Source organism: Amycolatopsis tolypomycina (assembly GCF_900105945.1).
GTDB classification, from domain to species: Bacteria; Actinomycetota; Actinomycetes; order Mycobacteriales; family Pseudonocardiaceae; genus Amycolatopsis; species Amycolatopsis tolypomycina.
Genome location: NZ_FNSO01000004.1, coordinates 4,970,865 through 4,988,280, shown reverse-complemented (window position 1 = coordinate 4,988,280; position 17,416 = coordinate 4,970,865). Strand labels below are relative to the sequence as shown.

Sequence of the window (17,416 nt, the reverse complement as noted above, 5' to 3'; positions counted from 1 at the left end):
CATGGATCCGTGATCGACACCCGAAATGCTGCTTGCCCGCCCGCGAAACGCCGGATCACGGCCAACTTGCTGATCCGTGTCGCGGCCGTCGTGGTCGTCGTGGTGGCGTTGGTGTCCTTCGTCCGCACGGCCGGCGTCGCCGACCTCGGTGCGGTCTTCGGGACCGCCGACCCCGCCTGGGTTTTCGCGGCGGTGGCGGTGTTCCTCGTGCCGTTGCTCGGCAACGTGCTGGCCTTGCGGGCCGTCGCGCCGGTGCGGCTGCCGTGGGGGCTGACGACGGCCGCGCAGCTGGCGGGCGCGTTCGGGAACCTGGTCGCGCCCGCCAACCTCGGCGGGATGGCCACCAACGTCCGGTTCCTGCACCGGCGCGGGGTCGCGACCACCGGCGCGGCGGGCGCGGTCGGGGCGGCACAGGCCGCCGCGGTGGCCGTGACGGTGTCGCTGGCGCTGCCGGGCCTGATCGCCTCGGGGCGGCTGGCCGGTGCCGGTGCGCTGGTTTCGGTTCCGGTGGTGACGATCGTCGTGCTGGTGCTGCTCGCCGCCGCCGCGGCGGCGCTGCGGTGCACGGCGACCGGCCGCCGGTGGACGGGCCGGGTGCGGTCGGTCGCCGCCGCCACGCTCACGGCGTTCCGGCTCGCGCTGGCCACGCCGGGCCGAGCCGGGCTCGCGCTGGCCGGGAACCTCCTGGTGACCCTGGGCACGACGGCGGCACTGGCCGCGGCCGTCCAGGCGTTCGGCGCCACGCGGTCGTTCGGCGACCTCCTGCTCGTCGTGGCGGGCAGCGCGCTCGCCGGCGTCCTGCCCGTCCCCGGCGGAGCGGGTGGGGCGGAGGTGATCCTGGCGGCCCAGCTGACCGCGCTGGGGCTCCAGCCCCCGGTCGCGCTCGCGGCGGCCGTGCTGCACCGCGTGGTCACCTTCTGGTCCCGGGTCCCGGTGGGCTGGTTCGCCTTCGCCCGGCTGCGGCGAGCCGGTCACCTCTGACCGGGGGAGTCAGTCGAGGACGAGCCCCTTCGCGGCCAGGACGGGCGCGAGACCGCTGACCTCGATGACCGATTTCCCGGCGTGGTAGGCCGCGATGTACGCGGCTTCGGCGGCTTCGCGAGCCTGAGACGCGTCGATGACTTCGGCGAGCTCTTCCTGCCGGACCACGACGACCCCGTCGGCGTCGCCGCGGACGACGTCCCCCGGGCGGACCAGTTCGCCGCCGATCAGCACCGGTTCCGCCAGCGGGCTGACCGTCTCCTTGACCGTTCCCTTGATCGACACGCTGCGGGAGAACACCGGGAACCCGAGTTCCCGCAGCTCGGCTGTGTCCCGCACACCGGTGTCGGTGACGAGGCCGGCGATGCCCTTCGCGAGGCACGCGTTGGCCAGCACGTCGCCGAACGAGCCGGCCTCGGGGTATTCGCCGGCCGATACCACGATGACGTCGCCCGGCTGCGCGCAGGAGATCGCCACTTGCAGCATGAGGTAGTCGCGCGGGGCGCAGCGCACCGGGAAAGCCGGGCCGCACAGCGCCATGCGGTGGTCCACCGGCTTGATCGACGACGCCAGCGCGCCGCGACGGCCCTGTGCTTCGTGGATCGTCGCCGCGGAGAACCGGCTCAGGTCCTTGACCAGGGCCGGGTCGGGGCGGGTGAACGGGGTCATGACGGCTCCTCGGTGAGGGCGGCGCAGGCGCGCGCGATGCGGGTGCCCGCTTCGGCGAGCACGTCGTCGGAGGTGGCGAAGGAGATGCGGAAGTAGCCGGGCGAGCCGTAGATCACGGCTACCTGCTCGGCTTCCAGCTGGCGCGAACATCCTTCGTCACGATCACACCGTGCCCGCGGACCGTCTCCTCGGCGACCTCCCGCTGCCACCCCGACGACGTCTCCCGATCTTGGAACTCGGTTCTCCGAGACCGGTGGCGACAGCGAATTCTTCAAGCTTCGCCACGATGTCAGGCGTCGGCGAATGCTGGGATGCCGTCGAGCAGCGCCGGGTGTCCGGCGAACGCACGGTGGGTGGGCGCGGGGGCCGTTTTCAGCGTTGAGCCGGAGGCGTGGCGTCGCCGAGGGGGCCGGGCGTGTCCGGGTGGGTGAACCGATGGCGACCGGCACCGACCACGACGGGCGTCCACTCCGGCACGGGGAGGTGGATCGTCGCTTGGCTCCCGAACGGCACGGTCACGTCGACCTCCCACCTGCCGTCCGCACGGCGCCAGGACACCTCGGCCAGCCCGTAGGGGGTCTCGTGGGCGGTGCGCGCCCAGTTCAGGCCGCCGCCCGGTTGCGGGGTGACGTCGAAGGTGCGGAAGCCGGGCGCTGTCGATCGAAGCCCACCGACGACGCGGTGCAGCCAGTCGGCCACCGCCCCCAGTGCGTAGTGGTTGAAGGACGTCATCTCGCCCGGATTGATGCGGCCGTCGGGCAGCATGCTGTCCCAACGTTCCCAGATCGTGGTCGCCCCCATCGAGACGGGGTAGAGCCACGACGGGCACTCGGTTTGCAGCAGCATGCGGTAGGCGTCATCCAGTGCGCCGGCCTGGGTCAACGCGTCACAGATCAGCGGCGTCCCGAGGAAACCGGTACTGATGCGGTGACCCTTTGCGCGGACCAGCTCGACCAATCGCTCGGCGGCGTGCGGCGTGCGGTCGGCGGAGAGCAGGCCGAAGCTCAGCGCGAGGGCGTAGGCGGTTTGGGAGTCGCTCACGAGACGGCCGTTCGGCGTGACGTACTCGTCGTTGAACCGCGCGCAAAGGCAGTCGGCCAGGTCGTCGTACTTGCCGGAGTCGGCCTCCTGGTCGAGGAGCCCGGCGATGCGGGCGAGCAGACGGGCGACGTGTACTCGGTAAGCCGTGGCGACCAGGATGGGGTCGGTCTCGGCGTGTGCCGGATCATCCGGTGGCGCGTTCGGGTCGAGCCAGTCCCCCAGCTGGAATTGGTTGTCGCCGCCGTGCCCGGACGGATCGCCGGTGTGAAAGCGATCGACCCAGGCACACATGCTGCCGTAGTGCGTGCGCAGCACTTCCAGGTCGCCGAACCGCTGGTAGAGCACCCACGGGACGATGACCGCGGCATCACCCCAACCCGCTTGGCCGGCCAACGCGCCGGCGGTCTGTCCGGGGATGGGCACGAAGGGGATGAACACCGGCACGTCGCCGTCGGCTCGCTGGTCGGCCGCCAGGTCCTTGAGCCACGAGATGAGGAAGCCCGCGCAGTCGTAGAGGTAGCTCGCCGTGGGCGCGAACACCTGGATGTCGCCCGTCCAGCCGAGTCTCTCGTCACGCTGTGGGCAGTCGGTCGGCAGGTCGACGAAGTTGCCTCGCATGCTCCAGACGACGTTGTCGTGCAACTGGTTGACCCGCTCATCGGAGCATTCGAACCATCCGGTGCGTCGCAGGTCGGTGTGCAGCACGACGGCGACGACGTCCGCGGGGTTCAACGCGGTCGGCCAACCGGTGACCTCGGCGTAGCGAAACCCGTGGTAGGTGAACTCCGGCTCCCACACCTCACCCTCGACGTCGCCGCGCAGGACGTAGGTGTCGGTGGCCTTGGCGCTGCGCAGTGGGCGAACGCCGAGTTCTCCGTTCTCCAGGACCTCGGCGTGCCGCAGCGTGATCTCGGTCCCCGCAGGCCCCGTTACCCGGATGCGGAGGCGACCGACGAGGTTCTGACCGAAGTCGAGGACGGTCGCGCCCGACGGTGTCGTGATCACCTGCCTGGCCGGGATCTCTTCGGTCCGGCGTACGGGGGGCCCATCCGGCGCGCAGAGCAGCTCGGTCGGCGCGGCTGTCGCTTCAACCGGTTTCCAGCCGGTTTCGTCGTAGCCCGGCTCGGCCCATCCGGGCCGCGCCAGACGGGCGTCGTGGGTTTCCCCGTCGTACAGGTCAGCGGTCTGCACGGGCCCGGTCGACCAGTGCCAGGCGCTGTTGCTGACGAGCGTCGTCTTCGATCCGTCGTCGTGGGTGATGACGAGCTGCGCCAGCAGCCCGAGGCGGTCGCCGAAGACGTTGCGCAGGCCGGTCCAGCCGAGGCGCCCGCGCCACCAACCATCGGCCACGGTGACCCCGATGGCGTTGTCGCCGGTGCGCAGCGCATCGGTGACGTCATAGGTCTGGTAGCGCAAGCGGCTGCCGTAGCTCGTCCAGCCGGGCGCCAGCGTATCTTCGCCGACTCGGGTGCCGTTGAGCCTCACCGAGTACACGCCCTGGGCCGTGATGTAGAGGCGAGCAGCGACGATCGGGTGCCGGGCGGTGAACTCGCGCCGGAACAAGACGGGGGATGGGTGGACGCCCCCGGGCCGGATGAGGTCGGCCGACCAGTCGCCCGGTTCGAGCAAGCCGGCCTCGACGGAACTGGGGCGGCTCCAGCGTGAACACTCACCGCTCGTTCCCCGTACGCGCACCCGGACGGTCAGACGTTGACCGGAAAGGAGGTCCGGACCGGGCCACGGCACCAGCACGCTGGCTTCGGAATCCCGTACGTGCCTGGAGACCGTCGCCGTGTCCGGGTCGCTGATCTCGATCTCGTAGCCCGCTTGCCGCCACGCGATGCCCGCCGGCGGTACCTGCCACGACAGGCGCGGCCGGACGTCGCCGATCCCGAACGCGTCCCGGTGATGCTCGAACGTCGGGGGACTGGGTGCGACGTCGACGTCGCTGACGGTGTGGGTCACGGTGCGCCTTTCGCAGGACGAACCGCCGCCGTGCTGCGGCGTTCGACGAGCCGGGTCGAGACGGAGAAGGTGACCGGTTTGTCACGGCCGTCCAGGCGTTCGCGCAGCAACCGGGCACTCATCGATCCGGTGAGCTCTCCCGACTGGTCGACGGTGGTCAGCGAGATCTGCGGCAAGCCCGAGATGGCAACGTTGTCGTAGCCCACCACACTCACGTCCCCCGGTACGTCCAACCCCAGCTCCGCGGCTGCGCGCAGCACGCCGAAGGCGGCGACGTCGGCTCCGGCGAAGATGGCGGTCGGCGGACGCTCGGAACGGAGGGCCGCCATCGCGCCGGTGTAGCCACCTTCCTCGGTGTAGGACGTCGTGACGACGTGCGGGACCAGCCCGCGGTCGGTCATGGCCCGGCAGTAACCGTCCTCACGCGCCGTGTGCGATAACACCGAAGGTCGCCGCAGCTTGCCGATCGGATGCGCGATGTGGGTGATGTGCTCGTGGCCGAGTTCGCTCAAGTGCTTGACGACCAGCTCGGCGCCCGCGACGTCGTCGTCCACCACGCTGTCGTAGTTGCGCCCCGTGCCGTGCCGTGCGATGACGACGACCGGGATCTCCTCGGCCAGCGTTTCCAGCCAGGTGGTGGGCACGTTCGGGGCGATGAGGATCAGCCCGTCCATCTGGCGGTCGACCATCGCTTCGATGCTTCGCTGCTGCCGCTCGGGCGACGCGCCGCCCGGGCCGAGGAGGACCTGCAGGCCGGTGTCGTCGATCTCGCGTTGAATCCCGTCGACGATCATCGGCGCGAACGGCGAAGCCACGTCGGCCAGCAGTACGCCGATCGTGTAGGAACGGCCTCGCATCGCCCGCGCGGCGGGCTTGGGGCGATATCCCAGCTTCCGGGTCGCTGCGGTGACCCGCTCACGCATGGCGTCGCTGACCCCGTAGGCGTTGTTGAGCACCTTGGAGACCGCTGCCGGCGACACGCCGGCCTCGCGCGCGACATCGCGAATGGTGATACTGCGCGGATCGGTGGCCCTCATGGTCTCCTCGTCGAGGTCGCGACAAACGATTGTGTACCGTTTTACAGGATCGCAGGCACCTCCACAACCGCCAACCGTCTGCCGCTGCTCCAGGGTTGGTGATTCGCATTCGCAGGTCACCGCGCCGTCACCGGAAGACACCGGGTCAGTTGGCGCTCGACCATGACCGGGTTTCCGACGCTTGACGACCGCGCGGGGGCGGACCTAGCATCTGCCGATGTAAACCGGTCCACAACTTTTCACGGTACGCCGGTTGCGCCCGGACGACGAAGGAGTCGAACCAGCCATGAAACTGTTGCTTCGTGCCGTGAGCGTGCTCGCCGCATTCGGGCTCGCGCTGTCGGCCTGCTCGGCCCACAACGGCAGTTCGGGGGGCTCGACGCCGGGCGTCGCCGCCGACGGCTCGGCCACTGTCAAGGCCAAGAGCCTCACGGTGTGGACGAACGCGGCCGACCCGGCCTACGTGACCGACGCATACACCGACTTCGGGAAGAAGTTCGGTGTCACGATGAACATCGTCAAGATCCCGGCTGACTCGTTCGAGAGCCAGGTTCAGACCAAGTGGGCCAGCGGCGACCGCCCCGACCTCCTCGAGTACCACGCCACGTCGCTCTTCTGGGCGTTGAACCCGGCCTCGAACATGATCGACATGTCCAAGATGCCGTACGTGGCCAAGTCGGGCGACGTGTACCAGAGCGGCGGCTCGTACCAGGGGAAGGTCTACGCCGCGATCACCTCGGCTCCAGTGCTTTTCGGTCTCTACTACAACAAGAAGACACTGGCCGACGCCGGCCTGTCGGCGCCCAAGACCTTCGCGGACATCGAGAACATCTGCACCACGTTGAAGCAGAAGAACCCGACGGTCACGCCGCTCTGGGAGAGCGGCGGCTCGGGCTGGCCGACACAGATCCTGAGTCTGCTGTACGTCGCCGACGCGGAGAAGGCGAAGGGCTACTCGACCGAACTGCTGAACAAGAAGACCACGATGGACGACCCGTCCGGCCCGTTCACCGCCGCGATGGCCGAGTACAAGAAGCTGCATTCCATGGGGTGCTACAACAAGGACGCCACCACCGCCAAGTTCGAGGACTCGATCAAGGCCGTCGCCAGCGGGACCACGGCGATGACCGCGCTGCACAGCGATTTGGTGTCGATGTTCGCCGCCCAGTTCGGCGATGACCTCGCCAAGGCCAGTGACGCCATCGGCTGGGCGTCACCCTCCGCTTCCGACGCCACCGCGGCGTGGGCACCGTCGGTCAGCGGCACCTGGTACATCCCCCGGACCGGCGACACCGACAAGGAGAGCTCGGCGTTGGCCTTCGTGCAGTGGATCACCGGCGCCGGCTACCAGGACTACGTCAACGCGCAGCAGTCGTTCCCGATCCTCACCGGGGCGAAGGGGCCCGACAACACGCCGGGAATCCAGCAGGAGATCCATGCGGCCTATGAGGCGAACCGGTCCCTCGCGTTCAACACGAACCTGGTCGGCTTCAACTCGCAGTCCGTCGCCTGGATGACCGGGCTGCTCAGCGGTCAGTATTCGCCGGAGCAGGTCGGTGCGCTCGCGCAGAAAGCACTGGCCCAGGGCGCCAAGACGGCCAAGCTTCCCGGCTGGTAGGCGACCGTGCGTGGAGATGCTGCGATGACCCGATTCGACGACGACTCGACGGCCGGCCGCACGGGCGTCACCGCCATCGACCCCGGCACCGGACCCGGGGCCGGTGGGCGCACGGTCCGCCCGCCTCGGCGCCGGGGATCACCCAGGCCAGGTCCGGCTCGGCGGTGGTGGCCCTTCGCGCTGCCGGCCTTCGTCCTGGTCGCCGGGTTCTTCGTCGTGCCGTTCGTGCTGAACATCCGCTTCGCCTTCACCGACTGGAGCGGCTACTCGGATGCCATCACCGCGAACGGACTCGACAACTTCCGGACGCTGGCGGACCAGGACCTGCTCTGGAACGCCATTCGCGCAACCTTGATCTACGCCGTGATCGCGATGCTGGTGCAGAACGTCTTCAGCCTGTCGGCGGCCCTGCTCCTCCAGCGCCGCACACGGGTCAACGGGTTCTTCCGTTCCCTGTTCTTCATCCCGGTCCTGATCGCACCGGTCGCGGCCGGCTACATCTGGAGCGCGATCCTGGCGCCGTCCGGCCCGCTCAACAAGGCGATCGGGATCGTCAAGCCGGGCTTCGAATACGCCTGGCTGGGCCACTCCGGCAGCGCATTGGCGTCCGTCGCCTTCATCGACGCCTGGAAGTGGAGCGGGCTGATCACGCTGGTCTACATCGCGGGCCTGAACGCCATTCCCGCGTCGCTGATCGAGGCGGCCACCCTCGACGGCGCCAACGGCTGGAAACGCTTCTGGAAGATCCGGTTCCCGCTCCTCGCCCCGGCGTTCACCTTCACCGTCGTGGTGACGCTGCTCGGTGCCCTGAACGCCTTCGACATCGCCATGGCGACGACGCACGGCGGCCCCGGCACCGCGACGACCGTCCTCAACGTCGCCATGTTCAACCAGTACGCCAGCGGTTTCTTCGGCACGTCCAGCGCCCTGAGCCTCATCGTCACGATCCTGGTGCTGGTGATCGGCGTGCCCCTCATCTTCTTCCTGCGCCGACGGGAGATCGAAGGATGACCAGCATCAGCAAGACGTCCCGCCGCCTGATCCGTCCCCTCGTCCTGCTGCTGGTCGCGTTGCCCTGGGTGGTACTGCCGCTGTGGCTCCTGCTCGTCAACTCGGCCAAGCCACTGAGTGAAGCGAGTTCGCTCTCGCTGTCACTGCCCGCCAAGTGGGCGTTGGGGGACAACTACTCCACCGTGCTCGGCGAGGGCCACTACGGCCGGGCCTTGACGAACAGCCTCCTGGTCATCGTCCCCACCCTGGTCGTCGTGGTCGTGCTCGGCTCCATGGCCGCATGGGCCTACGCGCGCTCGTCCTCGCTGCCGATGAAGATCGCGTACAGCCTGACCGTGCTCTCCATCCTCTTGCCGCCGGCGATCCTGCCCACGGTCTACGAGCTGCAGACCCTGCACATCGACGGCACCCGGCTGGGCTACTTCCTCGTCATGACCGGCACCCGGATAGGCACGGTCGTCTTCCTGGCCACCGGCTTCATCAAGGCCCTGCCACGGGACCTCGAGGAAGCAGCGTTGACCGACGGCGCGAACCGCCTGCAGGTCTACCGGATCATCATCCTGCCGCTGCTGGTTCCCGTGCTGCTGGTCGGCTGCGTCATCCTGATCATCTCCACCTGGAACGATTTCTTCTTCGCGTCCTTCTTGCTCCAAGGTTCCGATCGGGCCACCCTGCCTCTCGCGCTGTACCAGTTCGCCTCGGCATCGACAGACGTCTCCGCGATGCGCTGGAACCTGATCTTCGCCCACATCGTCCTCACCAGCTTGCCGTTGATCCTCCTCTACCTGCTGGTCCAGCGGCGGGTGGTCGGTGGTTTGGCCGAAGGCGGCATAAAGGGCTGAGCACCATCCCTGTCCCACCCGCGCGATCCCGGAGTCGCGAACTCGCGAGATCCACTCAAGGAGGTAGGGCCGCATGAGCGGTGTGAAGGGCGTGACGGTTGCCGGGTTCGAGTCCATCGCGGACGCCCTCGAGGCACTCGGCGATGCCGACCCCACGTACAGCGCTCACGTCTGCGCCGTCCACGAGGGCGAAACGGTCGTCGACCTCGTCGTCGGCGACGACTTGGCCGCGGACAGCCTCATCAGCGTGTTCTCCTGCAGCAAGGGCATCGCCGCGTTGAGCCTGTCGTTGCTCCTCGGCTCCGGAGACCTCGACCCGGACGCCCCGGTCGCGCGCTACTGGCCCGAGTTCGCCGCCGCCGGCAAGGAAGCGGTCACCGTCCGCACGGCGTTGTCGCACCAAGCCGGGCTCATCGGAGTCGCCGGCGGGTTCACCATCGAGGACGTCGTCGAACACCACGACCTCGCCGCTCGGCTCGCCGCAGCCTCACCGCTGTGGGTGCCCGGGGCAGCGCACGGCTACCACGGCGTCACCATCGGCACCATCATGGCCGAGCTCGTCGCCCGCATCACCGGCACGTCGTTGCAGACGTTCTTCCGCACCAACGTGATCGACGCCATCGGAGCCGACTTCCACTTCGGCGTCCCCGAAGCCGACCAGGCACGCATCGTGGAGGCGCTGCCCCCGAAGGCGGACGAGGAGCAACCGGAAGAGCCGGAGCCGATGAGCCTGGTCGAATTGGCCTTCGGAGGTGGCCTCATGCCGCCGATGCGCGAGCTCGTCCGTCACCCGCTCGTGGTCGCGAACGGACCGGTCGGGTTCGGAGGGTTCGGGAACGCACGAAGCATGGCTCACCTATACGCCCAGGGCCTCGGTGACGGTCTCTTCCCGGTCGGCGCGCTCCGGAGGATGAGCCAGATCCAAGCCAACGGCACCGACCTCGTCCTCGGTATCGAGACCCGGTTCGGACTCGTGTTCCAGGTCCCCGACGCCCGCCTCGACTACGGAAGCCCGTGGGCGTTCGGCCACGACGGCGCCGGCGGCGCCATCGGCTTCGCCGACCCCGCCCGCGACCTCGCGTTCGGCTACACCACCAGCCGCGTCCCCACCCCCGCCGGTGCCCACCAGCCCGGACTCGAGCTCGCCCGGAAAGTCCGGGCCTGCCTCAGGAGCGCGCTGTCCCCCATGGAGAACCGATGACGATCAAGATGCCGCTGCGTGTGCCCATCGACGGCGTGCCTCCCGCGTTCGTCGACCCCGCGGTCCTCACGCCCGTCGAGGCCGACGGTGTCCGGTGGTGGCGGGACGTCGAATACGCCCTCGTCGCCGGGTACCGGCCGCTGCTTCTCGACCTCAGCATCCCCGACGCGCACGGACCGGTTCCCCTGGTCGTGCTCATCCACGGTGGCGCCTGGCTGGGCGGAACCAAGAACATCCAGCTCGGCGGCCTCGACGACTTCGGCGCTGTGCGGGTGCGACTGCACGAGGAGGGGTTCGCGGTCGCCGCCGTCCAGTACCGGCTCTCGGGGGAGGCGGCCTTCCCCGCCCAGCTGCACGACATCAAGGCCGCGATCCGGTGGTTGCGCACCGCGGCGCCCGCCGTCGGCATCGACCCCGGCCGGATCGCGAGCCTCGGCGCCTCCGCCGGCGGCCACCTCGCCGTCTTCCTCGGCACCAACACGACCGTGCCGGAGCTCGAGGGCACCGTCGGCCTGACCGGCACCTCCTCGGCGGTAACGGCAAGCGTCGGCTGGTACCCGCCCACCCGGCTGGACACGATGGAGGCCGAAAGCATCCCCGGGACGCCCTTCACCGCGCACAGCGCTGCGGGCTCGCCGGAATCGCGCCTGATCGGTCACACCGTCGGCGAGCGCCCCGAACTCGCCCGGCACGCCAGCCCGATCGCGCACATCAACGACGCGACCGCCCCGACCCTGCTCGTCCACGGCACCCTCGACCAGGTGGTCCCGCACCAGCAGAGCATTGCGTACCACGGTGCGCTCGACGAGGCCGGCGTCCCCAGCAAGCTCGAGCTCGTCGAGGGAGCCGACCACGGCTTCTTCGGCGGCGACATCGACGCCGTCATCGATACCACCGTTGCGTTCCTGCTCGACCAGCTCGCCACCGTCCAGGCAGCTTCGCAGGCCCTGAAGTCGGCAACCGACAAGGCTTAGGAGTGTCGTGTCCGAAGGGCCTCGTGTGTCTCCCGTGCGGTTCGAAGCGCACCGATCGGCGCTGGGCGTCGCTGAAACGGCACCGCGGCTGTCGTGGCGTGTCACCGCGGGCCCGTCGTGGCGCCAGGCTGGTTATGAGCTGATGATCGACGCAGATGTGCGTCGGGTGGACTCGGCTGAGTCGGTGCTGGTGCCTTGGCCGGCTCCACCGTTGACATCGCGAGAGCGGAAAACCGTTCGGGTGCGCGTCCGGGGCGTCGATGGCACGAAGTCGTCCTGGAGCGAGCCGTCGGTCGTCGAGGCGGGCTTGGTGCGTCCTGCCGACTGGCAGGCGTGGATGATCACGCCGCACGGGGACCCGGCGCCCTTGGTGCGGCGTGCGTTCCGGCTGCCGAGTGGGGCCGTGTCGGCACGGCTCTACGTCACGGCGCACGGGCTGTACCGGGCCGAGATCAACGGCCGCCCGGTCGGCGACGAGGCGTTCACGCCCGGCTGGACCACCTACCGCCGCCGCCTTCGCTACCAGACTTATGACGTGACCGACCTGCTTCGCGACGGTGACAACGTCCTTGGCGCGAGGATGGCCGACGGATGGTTCCGCGGCCGGCTGACCTTCCTTGAAGGCAAGCGAAACGTCTACGGCAATCGGCTTGGTCTGCTCGCGCAGCTCGAGGTGGTGCTCGAGGATGGAGAGCGAGTCGTCGTGGCCACCGACGGGTCGTGGCGCTCCGCTACGGGCCCGATCCTGAAGGCGGACTTGTACGAGGGCGAGCACCACGACGCGAGGCTCGAGCCACCCGGGTGGTCGCTTCCCGGATTCGACGACACCGACTGGCTTCCTTGTTCCCCGAACGAGTTCGACGCCGGCATCCTGGTGGCACCCGACGGTCCGCCCGTGCGTGCCGTCGAGGAAGTGGCGGTGCGAGAGGTGATCACCTCGCCTTCCGGGCGGACGCTGCTCGATTTCGGACAGAACCTCGTCGGGAAGCTGCGCATCAAGGTACGTGGCCCCGCGGGCACGGTCGTTACTCTCCGGCACGCCGAAGTCCTTGAGGATGGAGAGCCGGCGGTGCGACCGCTGCGTACCGCTACCGCGACGGACAGCTACACGCTCCGAGGGGACGAGGCTCCGGAGTCGTGGGAGCCCATGTTCACCTTCCACGGCTTCCGGTACGCCGAAGTGACCGGCTGGCCCGGAAAACTGGATCCGGACGCGGTCAAGGCGGTCGTCCACCACTCGGACATGGAGCGCACCGGCTGGTTCGAGTGCTCGGACCCGTTGCTCACGAGGTTGCACGAGAACGTGGTGTGGGGGATGCGGGGCAACTTCCTGGACGTCCCCACCGACTGTCCGCAGCGTGACGAGCGGCTCGGCTGGACCGGGGACATCCAGGTGTTCGCGCCGACCGCGGCCTACCTGTACGACTGTGCCGGATTCCTCTCGTCCTGGCTCAAGGACCTGGCTGCCGACCAGACTCCCGAAGGCATCGTGCCCATGTTCGTCCCATGGGTCGACATAAACCGGTCCCGGGGCGAGGTCACGCCCTACGCGGGCTGGGGCGACGCTGCGGTGATGGTGCCGTGGGTCATGTACCAGCGGTTCGGGGACCGGGAATTCCTGCGCCGGCAGTACTCGAGCATGCGCGGCTGGGTGGACGGGGTGACCAGCATCCTGGGAACCCGGGGGTTGTTCGACGAGCCGGCCGCGCAGCTGGGAGACTGGCTCGACCCGGCGGCGCCTCCCGAGGACCCCGCCGCCGGAGCGACCGATCCGATTCTCGTCGCCACGGCCTACCGCGCGCGCTCGGCCGATCTCCTCTCGCGAGTGGCAACCCTGCTCGGCGAGGAGGCCGATGCGGCCAAATACGCCGACCTGGCCGAAACGGTGCGACAGGCCTTTCGGGACAAGTACGTCAGGCAGGACGGCAGCCTCCTCGGTGACTCACAAACCGGGTATGCCTTGGCCCTGGAGTTCGCACTGCTCGCCGACGACCGTGAGCGGCGCGTGGCTGCACAACGGCTCGTGGAAGCGGTCCGGAGCAAAGGGCACCGGATCGCCACCGGATTCCTGGGGACGCCACTGATCCTCGACGCGCTCACTAGAGTTGGCGCGGTTGACGACGCGTACGGCATGTTGACCCAGACGGAGCCTCCCTCGTGGCTCTATGCGGTCACCATGGGCGCCACCACCATCTGGGAGCGCTGGGACGCACTCTTGCCGAACGGACGTATCAACCCAGGCGAGATGACCTCGTTCAACCACTACGCGTTTGGAGCCGTGGCCGACTGGATGCACCGCGTGGTCGGCGGGCTCGCTCCCGGTGCCCCCGGCTATCGCGTGCTCGATGTCGCGCCACACCCCGGCGGCGGCCTCACGTCCGCAAGGACCGCCCACGTGACGCCGTATGGCCGCGCAGAGGTTTCGTGGCGTCGTGTCGACGAGGTGTTGTTCGTGGATGTCGTGGTCCCCACCGGCACACTCGCGCGGGTCCGGCTCCCCGGCCGCGCCGAAGTCGAGGTCGGTCCTGGCCGGCACTCTTTCGAGTGTCCCTTCCGTGCCCCAGCCGATGACCCGGGAGTTCTCGATGCCACTCGATGACACGACGATGCGCGAGCCTGTGGGAGGCGCGCTGAACGGCCGGACCGGAGCATGGTCGGACCGGAGCCTGTCTGCGGAGGACCGCGTGGCCGCGATCATGGAGGACTTGCATTACGACGAGCTGGTATCCATCGTCTGCAACGACTTCCGCCCGTTCGTGCAACGGGGAGTCCCGGCCCCGGCGTACACCGATGGCCCCTGCGGTCTGCGAGACGTGGAAGGCGCGACGGCATTGCCGGTCGCGGTTGCCCTTGCGGCCACGTTCGATCCGGCAGAGGCCTACGGCTACGGACAGGTCCTCGCCGCGGAGGCCAAGCACGCGCAGCACAACTGTCTCCTGGGACCGAGTCTGGACATCGCACGTGACCCGTCGGGCGGACGGCTTCCCGAAGGCTACGGCGAGGCCCCCGAGCTGGTCGCTGGTATCGGCGAGGCGTACGTGCGCGGAGTGCAGGACAATGGCGTCCTCGTCATGGTCAAGCACTTCGTGGCCAACAACTTCGAGTCCCGCCGCACCGGCTGGGGACCAGTCCTCGAGCGTGGCGACAGCGTCGACATCCGGCTCGGGAGGGCTGCCCTCTGGGAGACCTACCTCTGGCCGTTCCGCCGGGTCGCTCAGGCCGGCGCCTGGGCCTTCATGGGGTCCTACAACCGGTTGAACGGCCATTACACCTGCGAGTCGAGCGACCTCTTGGACATCCCGAGACGGCGCTGGGGCTGGCTGGGATTCTTCGCGCCCGACTACATCTTCGCGGTCCGCGACGTCGAGTCGGCCTGGCGCGCGGGGCTGGACCTGCCCGGGATCGAAGGAGACTCCGGCCGAACGGCCGAGATCGTCCGTCGAAGCGGCATCGATCCTGCTCCCTCGGTCCGTCGAGTCGCCCGAGCCATGATCGCGAGCGGGATGATGGACCGCGTGACGGCGGACGGCGATGGTTCCCCATCCACCGCGGCACATCGCGATCTCGCCCGTCGGGTGGCAACTCGTGGAGCCGTGCTGCTCAAGAACGTCGAAGGTTTGCTTCCGCTCGACGGAAACGTCGGCTCGATCGCCGTCGTCGGCCCATCCGGTCTCGACGCGATCTATGTCATGGGCGGCTCCGCCTCGGTCTCTCTCGAAGCGCAACGAGTCGTCACGCCTCTCGCCGGTCTTCAAGCGCGCGCCGGCGAACAGGTACGGCTGGCAGTCGCGCAGGGCAGCCTCGGAGACGCACCGCTGCCCGACGTCCCGGCGGAGCTCTTCACGACACCGGACGGTGCCGGTGCCGGCGTCGAGCTCGTGCTGTCGTACCGGGACGAGAGGGGAGTCGAGCAAGAGCGTCGAGACGTCCTCCCGATGATGTCGTTCATCGGTGCGCCCGAGGGAGTGGCGGGTGCCTGGAAGGCCACCCTGCGCACGTTCCTGACCGTCGAGCAGGGTGGTGACTATCGGCTCTCGCTGCTGGTGGGCGGCCACGCCGAACTGTCAGTGAACGGAACGAAAGTCATGGCCGGGGCGCGGGAAGCTTCCCGATTTCTCGGCGGTCCGGCTTACCCGTTGCAGGCTGTTGTCACCCTGCCCGCGCACCAAGGCGTGCTGCTCGAGTTGACCTACGAGCCCGGGCCCGCGATCGAGATGGCCGAGGTGGACCTCGTTCCCGGGGTCCGGCTCGGGTGGCAGCACCCGGCGGCCATGCACGAGGAGGCGGCCGCCGTGGCGGCCGGGTGCGACGCGGCGATCGTCCTCGTGAACGCGGCATCGGGCGAGGGGATGGATCGCGCGGGCCTGGGCCTGCCTGGTGATCAGGACGTCCTCGTCGAGCGGATCGCGGCGGTGAACGCCCGGACGATCGTGGTGCTCAACACGCCGGGGCCGGTCTTGATGCCCTGGATCGACGAAGTCGGGGCAGTGCTCGAGATGTGGTATCCGGGCGAGCAGTTCGGCAACGCGCTCGCGGACATCGTCTTCGGCGACGTCGCGCCCGGTGGGCGTCTTCCGGTGACCTTCCCGGTGGCGGCCTCTGATCTCCCGGGTCGCCCGGACACCGGTTCGTTCCCCGAAGTCGTCGCCTACGACGAGGGCACCCTGGTCGGGTACCGCCACCTCGCCGCCGCCGGCAAGCCGGCGCTCTTCCCCTTCGGTCATGGTCTTTCGTACGGCGTCCATGCGAACGAGCTGATCGGGACGGACGTCGAAGGAGCCTCGGTCCGGCTTCGCTTGCGGGTCAGCGAAACGTCGGGCCGGGCAACGGAAGCCGTGATCCAGGTCTACGTGCGGCCGGAGACGACCGCCACCGAGCCTCGGCGGCTCGTCGCGTTCCGGCGCGTGTCGCTGGCGCCGGGGGAGAGCGTGGAAGTTCCCGTGGTGGTCGAGCCGCAGGCTTGGCTGTCGTACGACGAAGGTGCCGACGATCTGGTCGAGAAGGACGGGGTCTACGAGCTGACGATCGCCGACGATGCCGAAGATCGCGGGATCGCGATCTCAGTACGGCTCGCCGACGGTGCACTGTCCGTCCTTCCCTAGTGATGAAAGTAGGTTGCTGTGCCGCTTGACTCCTTTCTCGCCGCGAAAGTCCATCTGCTCGAGGGCCTGAGCTGGGCCGATCGTGACGACCCGGCCGTGGCCCACCGCTTTGCCGAGTTCGAAGTCGACCCGGCCGCGTGGGTGACGCCACCAGGCGTCTCGATCGAGGACCGCACGATCGACGGTCCGCGCGGTCGCATTCCCATCCGCAGCTACCGATCGTCCGCAGGCCAGGAGGCCGTGCTGGTCTGGCTGCACGGAGGCGGGTTCTCCGGCGGGGACGTCGACATGCCCGAGTCGCACGTCGTCGCGGTCGAACTGGCGGCCCGAGCGGGCGTCACCGTGGTGACTGTCGGGTACCGGCTCGCGCGGGACGGCGTGCGATACCCGGTACCCGTCGACGACGCGGAAGCAGCGTGGTGCTGGGTGGTCGACCAGGGCTGTCCGGATGCCGGCTCCTACGCACTCGGTGGTGCGAGCGCCGGCGCCACGCTCGCGCTCTCGACGGCTCTTCGCCACCGCGCCTCGCCTCGCCGGCCGGACCGGTTGCTGCTGGCGTACCCCTTCGCGCACTTCCCGGTCCCTGCGCTCGACAGCAGCACCGCGGCCGACATGCAGCTGCTGCCGCTGGCGATGCGTTTCGAGCCGGCAACGATCGCGGAGACGGTGCGCAACTACGTCGGGCGCATCTCCGACCTGCCTGCCGACGCGATACCTGGTGCAGGTGACCTCTCGGGCTTGCCGCCGACCAGCGTGGTGCTCAGTGAGCTGGACGACCTGCGAGGCTCCGGGGAGCTGCTCCTCGAGCAGCTGGCCGAGGTGGGGGTGGCGGCGGACGCGTACCTCGCCACCGGCATGCCTCACGGTCACCTCAACCGGACCCCGTCGCTGCGAGAGGTGGACCTGTCCCTCGAGTACCTCGCCGATGCCCTCAGGGACATGGCGCGCACCGGCCGAGATCGCACCGCGTGACCC

General features: G+C 69.2%; 12 protein-coding genes. 9 read left to right on the top strand and 3 right to left on the bottom strand.

What is annotated here, in order from left to right; all coding sequences use genetic code 11:
* The first annotated feature begins 66 nt into the window (after window positions 1-66).
* On the top strand, window positions 67-981 hold the full coding sequence (locus BLW76_RS32285; RefSeq protein ID WP_167384807.1) for a lysylphosphatidylglycerol synthase transmembrane domain-containing protein: 915 nt from the start codon (window positions 67-69) through the stop codon (window positions 979-981).
* Between the two features lie 9 nt (window positions 982-990).
* Here the strand turns inward: BLW76_RS32285 and BLW76_RS32280 are convergent, their stop codons facing one another.
* The 3 genes from BLW76_RS32280 to BLW76_RS32265 all read right to left on the bottom strand — a co-directional run bounded on the left by BLW76_RS32280 (window position 991) and on the right by BLW76_RS32265 (window position 5,693).
* Entirely contained in the window at window positions 991-1,650 is a 660-nt protein-coding gene (locus BLW76_RS32280) for a 4-carboxy-4-hydroxy-2-oxoadipate aldolase/oxaloacetate decarboxylase (RefSeq protein WP_091314553.1), read from the bottom strand.
* A gap of 372 nt (window positions 1,651-2,022) precedes the next feature.
* On the bottom strand, window positions 2,023-4,656 hold the full coding sequence (locus BLW76_RS32270; protein ID WP_091314549.1) for a glycoside hydrolase family 78 protein: 2,634 nt from the start codon (window positions 4,654-4,656) through the stop codon (window positions 2,023-2,025).
* A complete protein-coding gene (locus tag BLW76_RS32265; RefSeq protein WP_091314547.1) occupies window positions 4,653-5,693 on the bottom strand; it encodes a LacI family DNA-binding transcriptional regulator in 1,041 nt (346 codons plus the stop codon). Before BLW76_RS32265 ends, BLW76_RS32270 begins: the two co-directional genes overlap by 4 nt.
* Before the next feature lie 286 nt (window positions 5,694-5,979).
* On the opposite strand from BLW76_RS32265, the gene BLW76_RS32260 reads away from it, so the two are divergent.
* The 8 genes from BLW76_RS32260 to BLW76_RS32225 all read left to right on the top strand — a co-directional run bounded on the left by BLW76_RS32260 (window position 5,980) and on the right by BLW76_RS32225 (window position 17,413).
* The gene (locus BLW76_RS32260) at window positions 5,980-7,311 is read left to right on the top strand and encodes an ABC transporter substrate-binding protein (protein WP_091314545.1); all 1,332 of its coding nucleotides are present in this window, start codon (window positions 5,980-5,982) and stop codon (window positions 7,309-7,311) included.
* Window positions 7,312-7,335: 24 nt separating this feature from the next.
* A complete protein-coding gene (locus tag BLW76_RS32255; protein WP_091314543.1) occupies window positions 7,336-8,322 on the top strand; it encodes a carbohydrate ABC transporter permease in 987 nt (328 codons plus the stop codon).
* Window positions 8,319-9,164, top strand: coding sequence for a carbohydrate ABC transporter permease (locus tag BLW76_RS32250; protein WP_091314541.1), 846 nt, complete (start codon window positions 8,319-8,321; stop codon window positions 9,162-9,164). The genes BLW76_RS32255 and BLW76_RS32250 overlap by 4 nt, the downstream gene beginning before the upstream one ends.
* A gap of 73 nt (window positions 9,165-9,237) precedes the next feature.
* A complete protein-coding gene (locus BLW76_RS32245) occupies window positions 9,238-10,365 on the top strand; it encodes a serine hydrolase domain-containing protein (RefSeq protein ID WP_091314539.1) in 1,128 nt (375 codons plus the stop codon).
* Window positions 10,362-11,339, top strand: a complete 978-nt coding sequence (locus BLW76_RS32240; protein ID WP_208613439.1) for an alpha/beta hydrolase — start codon at window positions 10,362-10,364, stop codon at window positions 11,337-11,339. Before BLW76_RS32245 ends, BLW76_RS32240 begins: the two co-directional genes overlap by 4 nt.
* Before the next feature lie 34 nt (window positions 11,340-11,373).
* Window positions 11,374-13,938, top strand: coding sequence for an alpha-L-rhamnosidase (locus tag BLW76_RS32235; RefSeq protein WP_244170426.1), 2,565 nt, complete (start codon window positions 11,374-11,376; stop codon window positions 13,936-13,938).
* Window positions 13,925-16,441: a glycoside hydrolase family 3 protein gene (locus BLW76_RS32230; RefSeq protein ID WP_167384806.1), complete on the top strand. Its 2,517-nt coding sequence runs from the start codon at window positions 13,925-13,927 to the stop codon at window positions 16,439-16,441. The genes BLW76_RS32235 and BLW76_RS32230 overlap by 14 nt, the downstream gene beginning before the upstream one ends.
* A gap of 18 nt (window positions 16,442-16,459) precedes the next feature.
* Window positions 16,460-17,413: an alpha/beta hydrolase fold domain-containing protein gene (locus tag BLW76_RS32225; protein ID WP_091314530.1), complete on the top strand. Its 954-nt coding sequence runs from the start codon at window positions 16,460-16,462 to the stop codon at window positions 17,411-17,413.
* The last annotated feature ends 3 nt before the right edge of the window (window positions 17,414-17,416 follow it).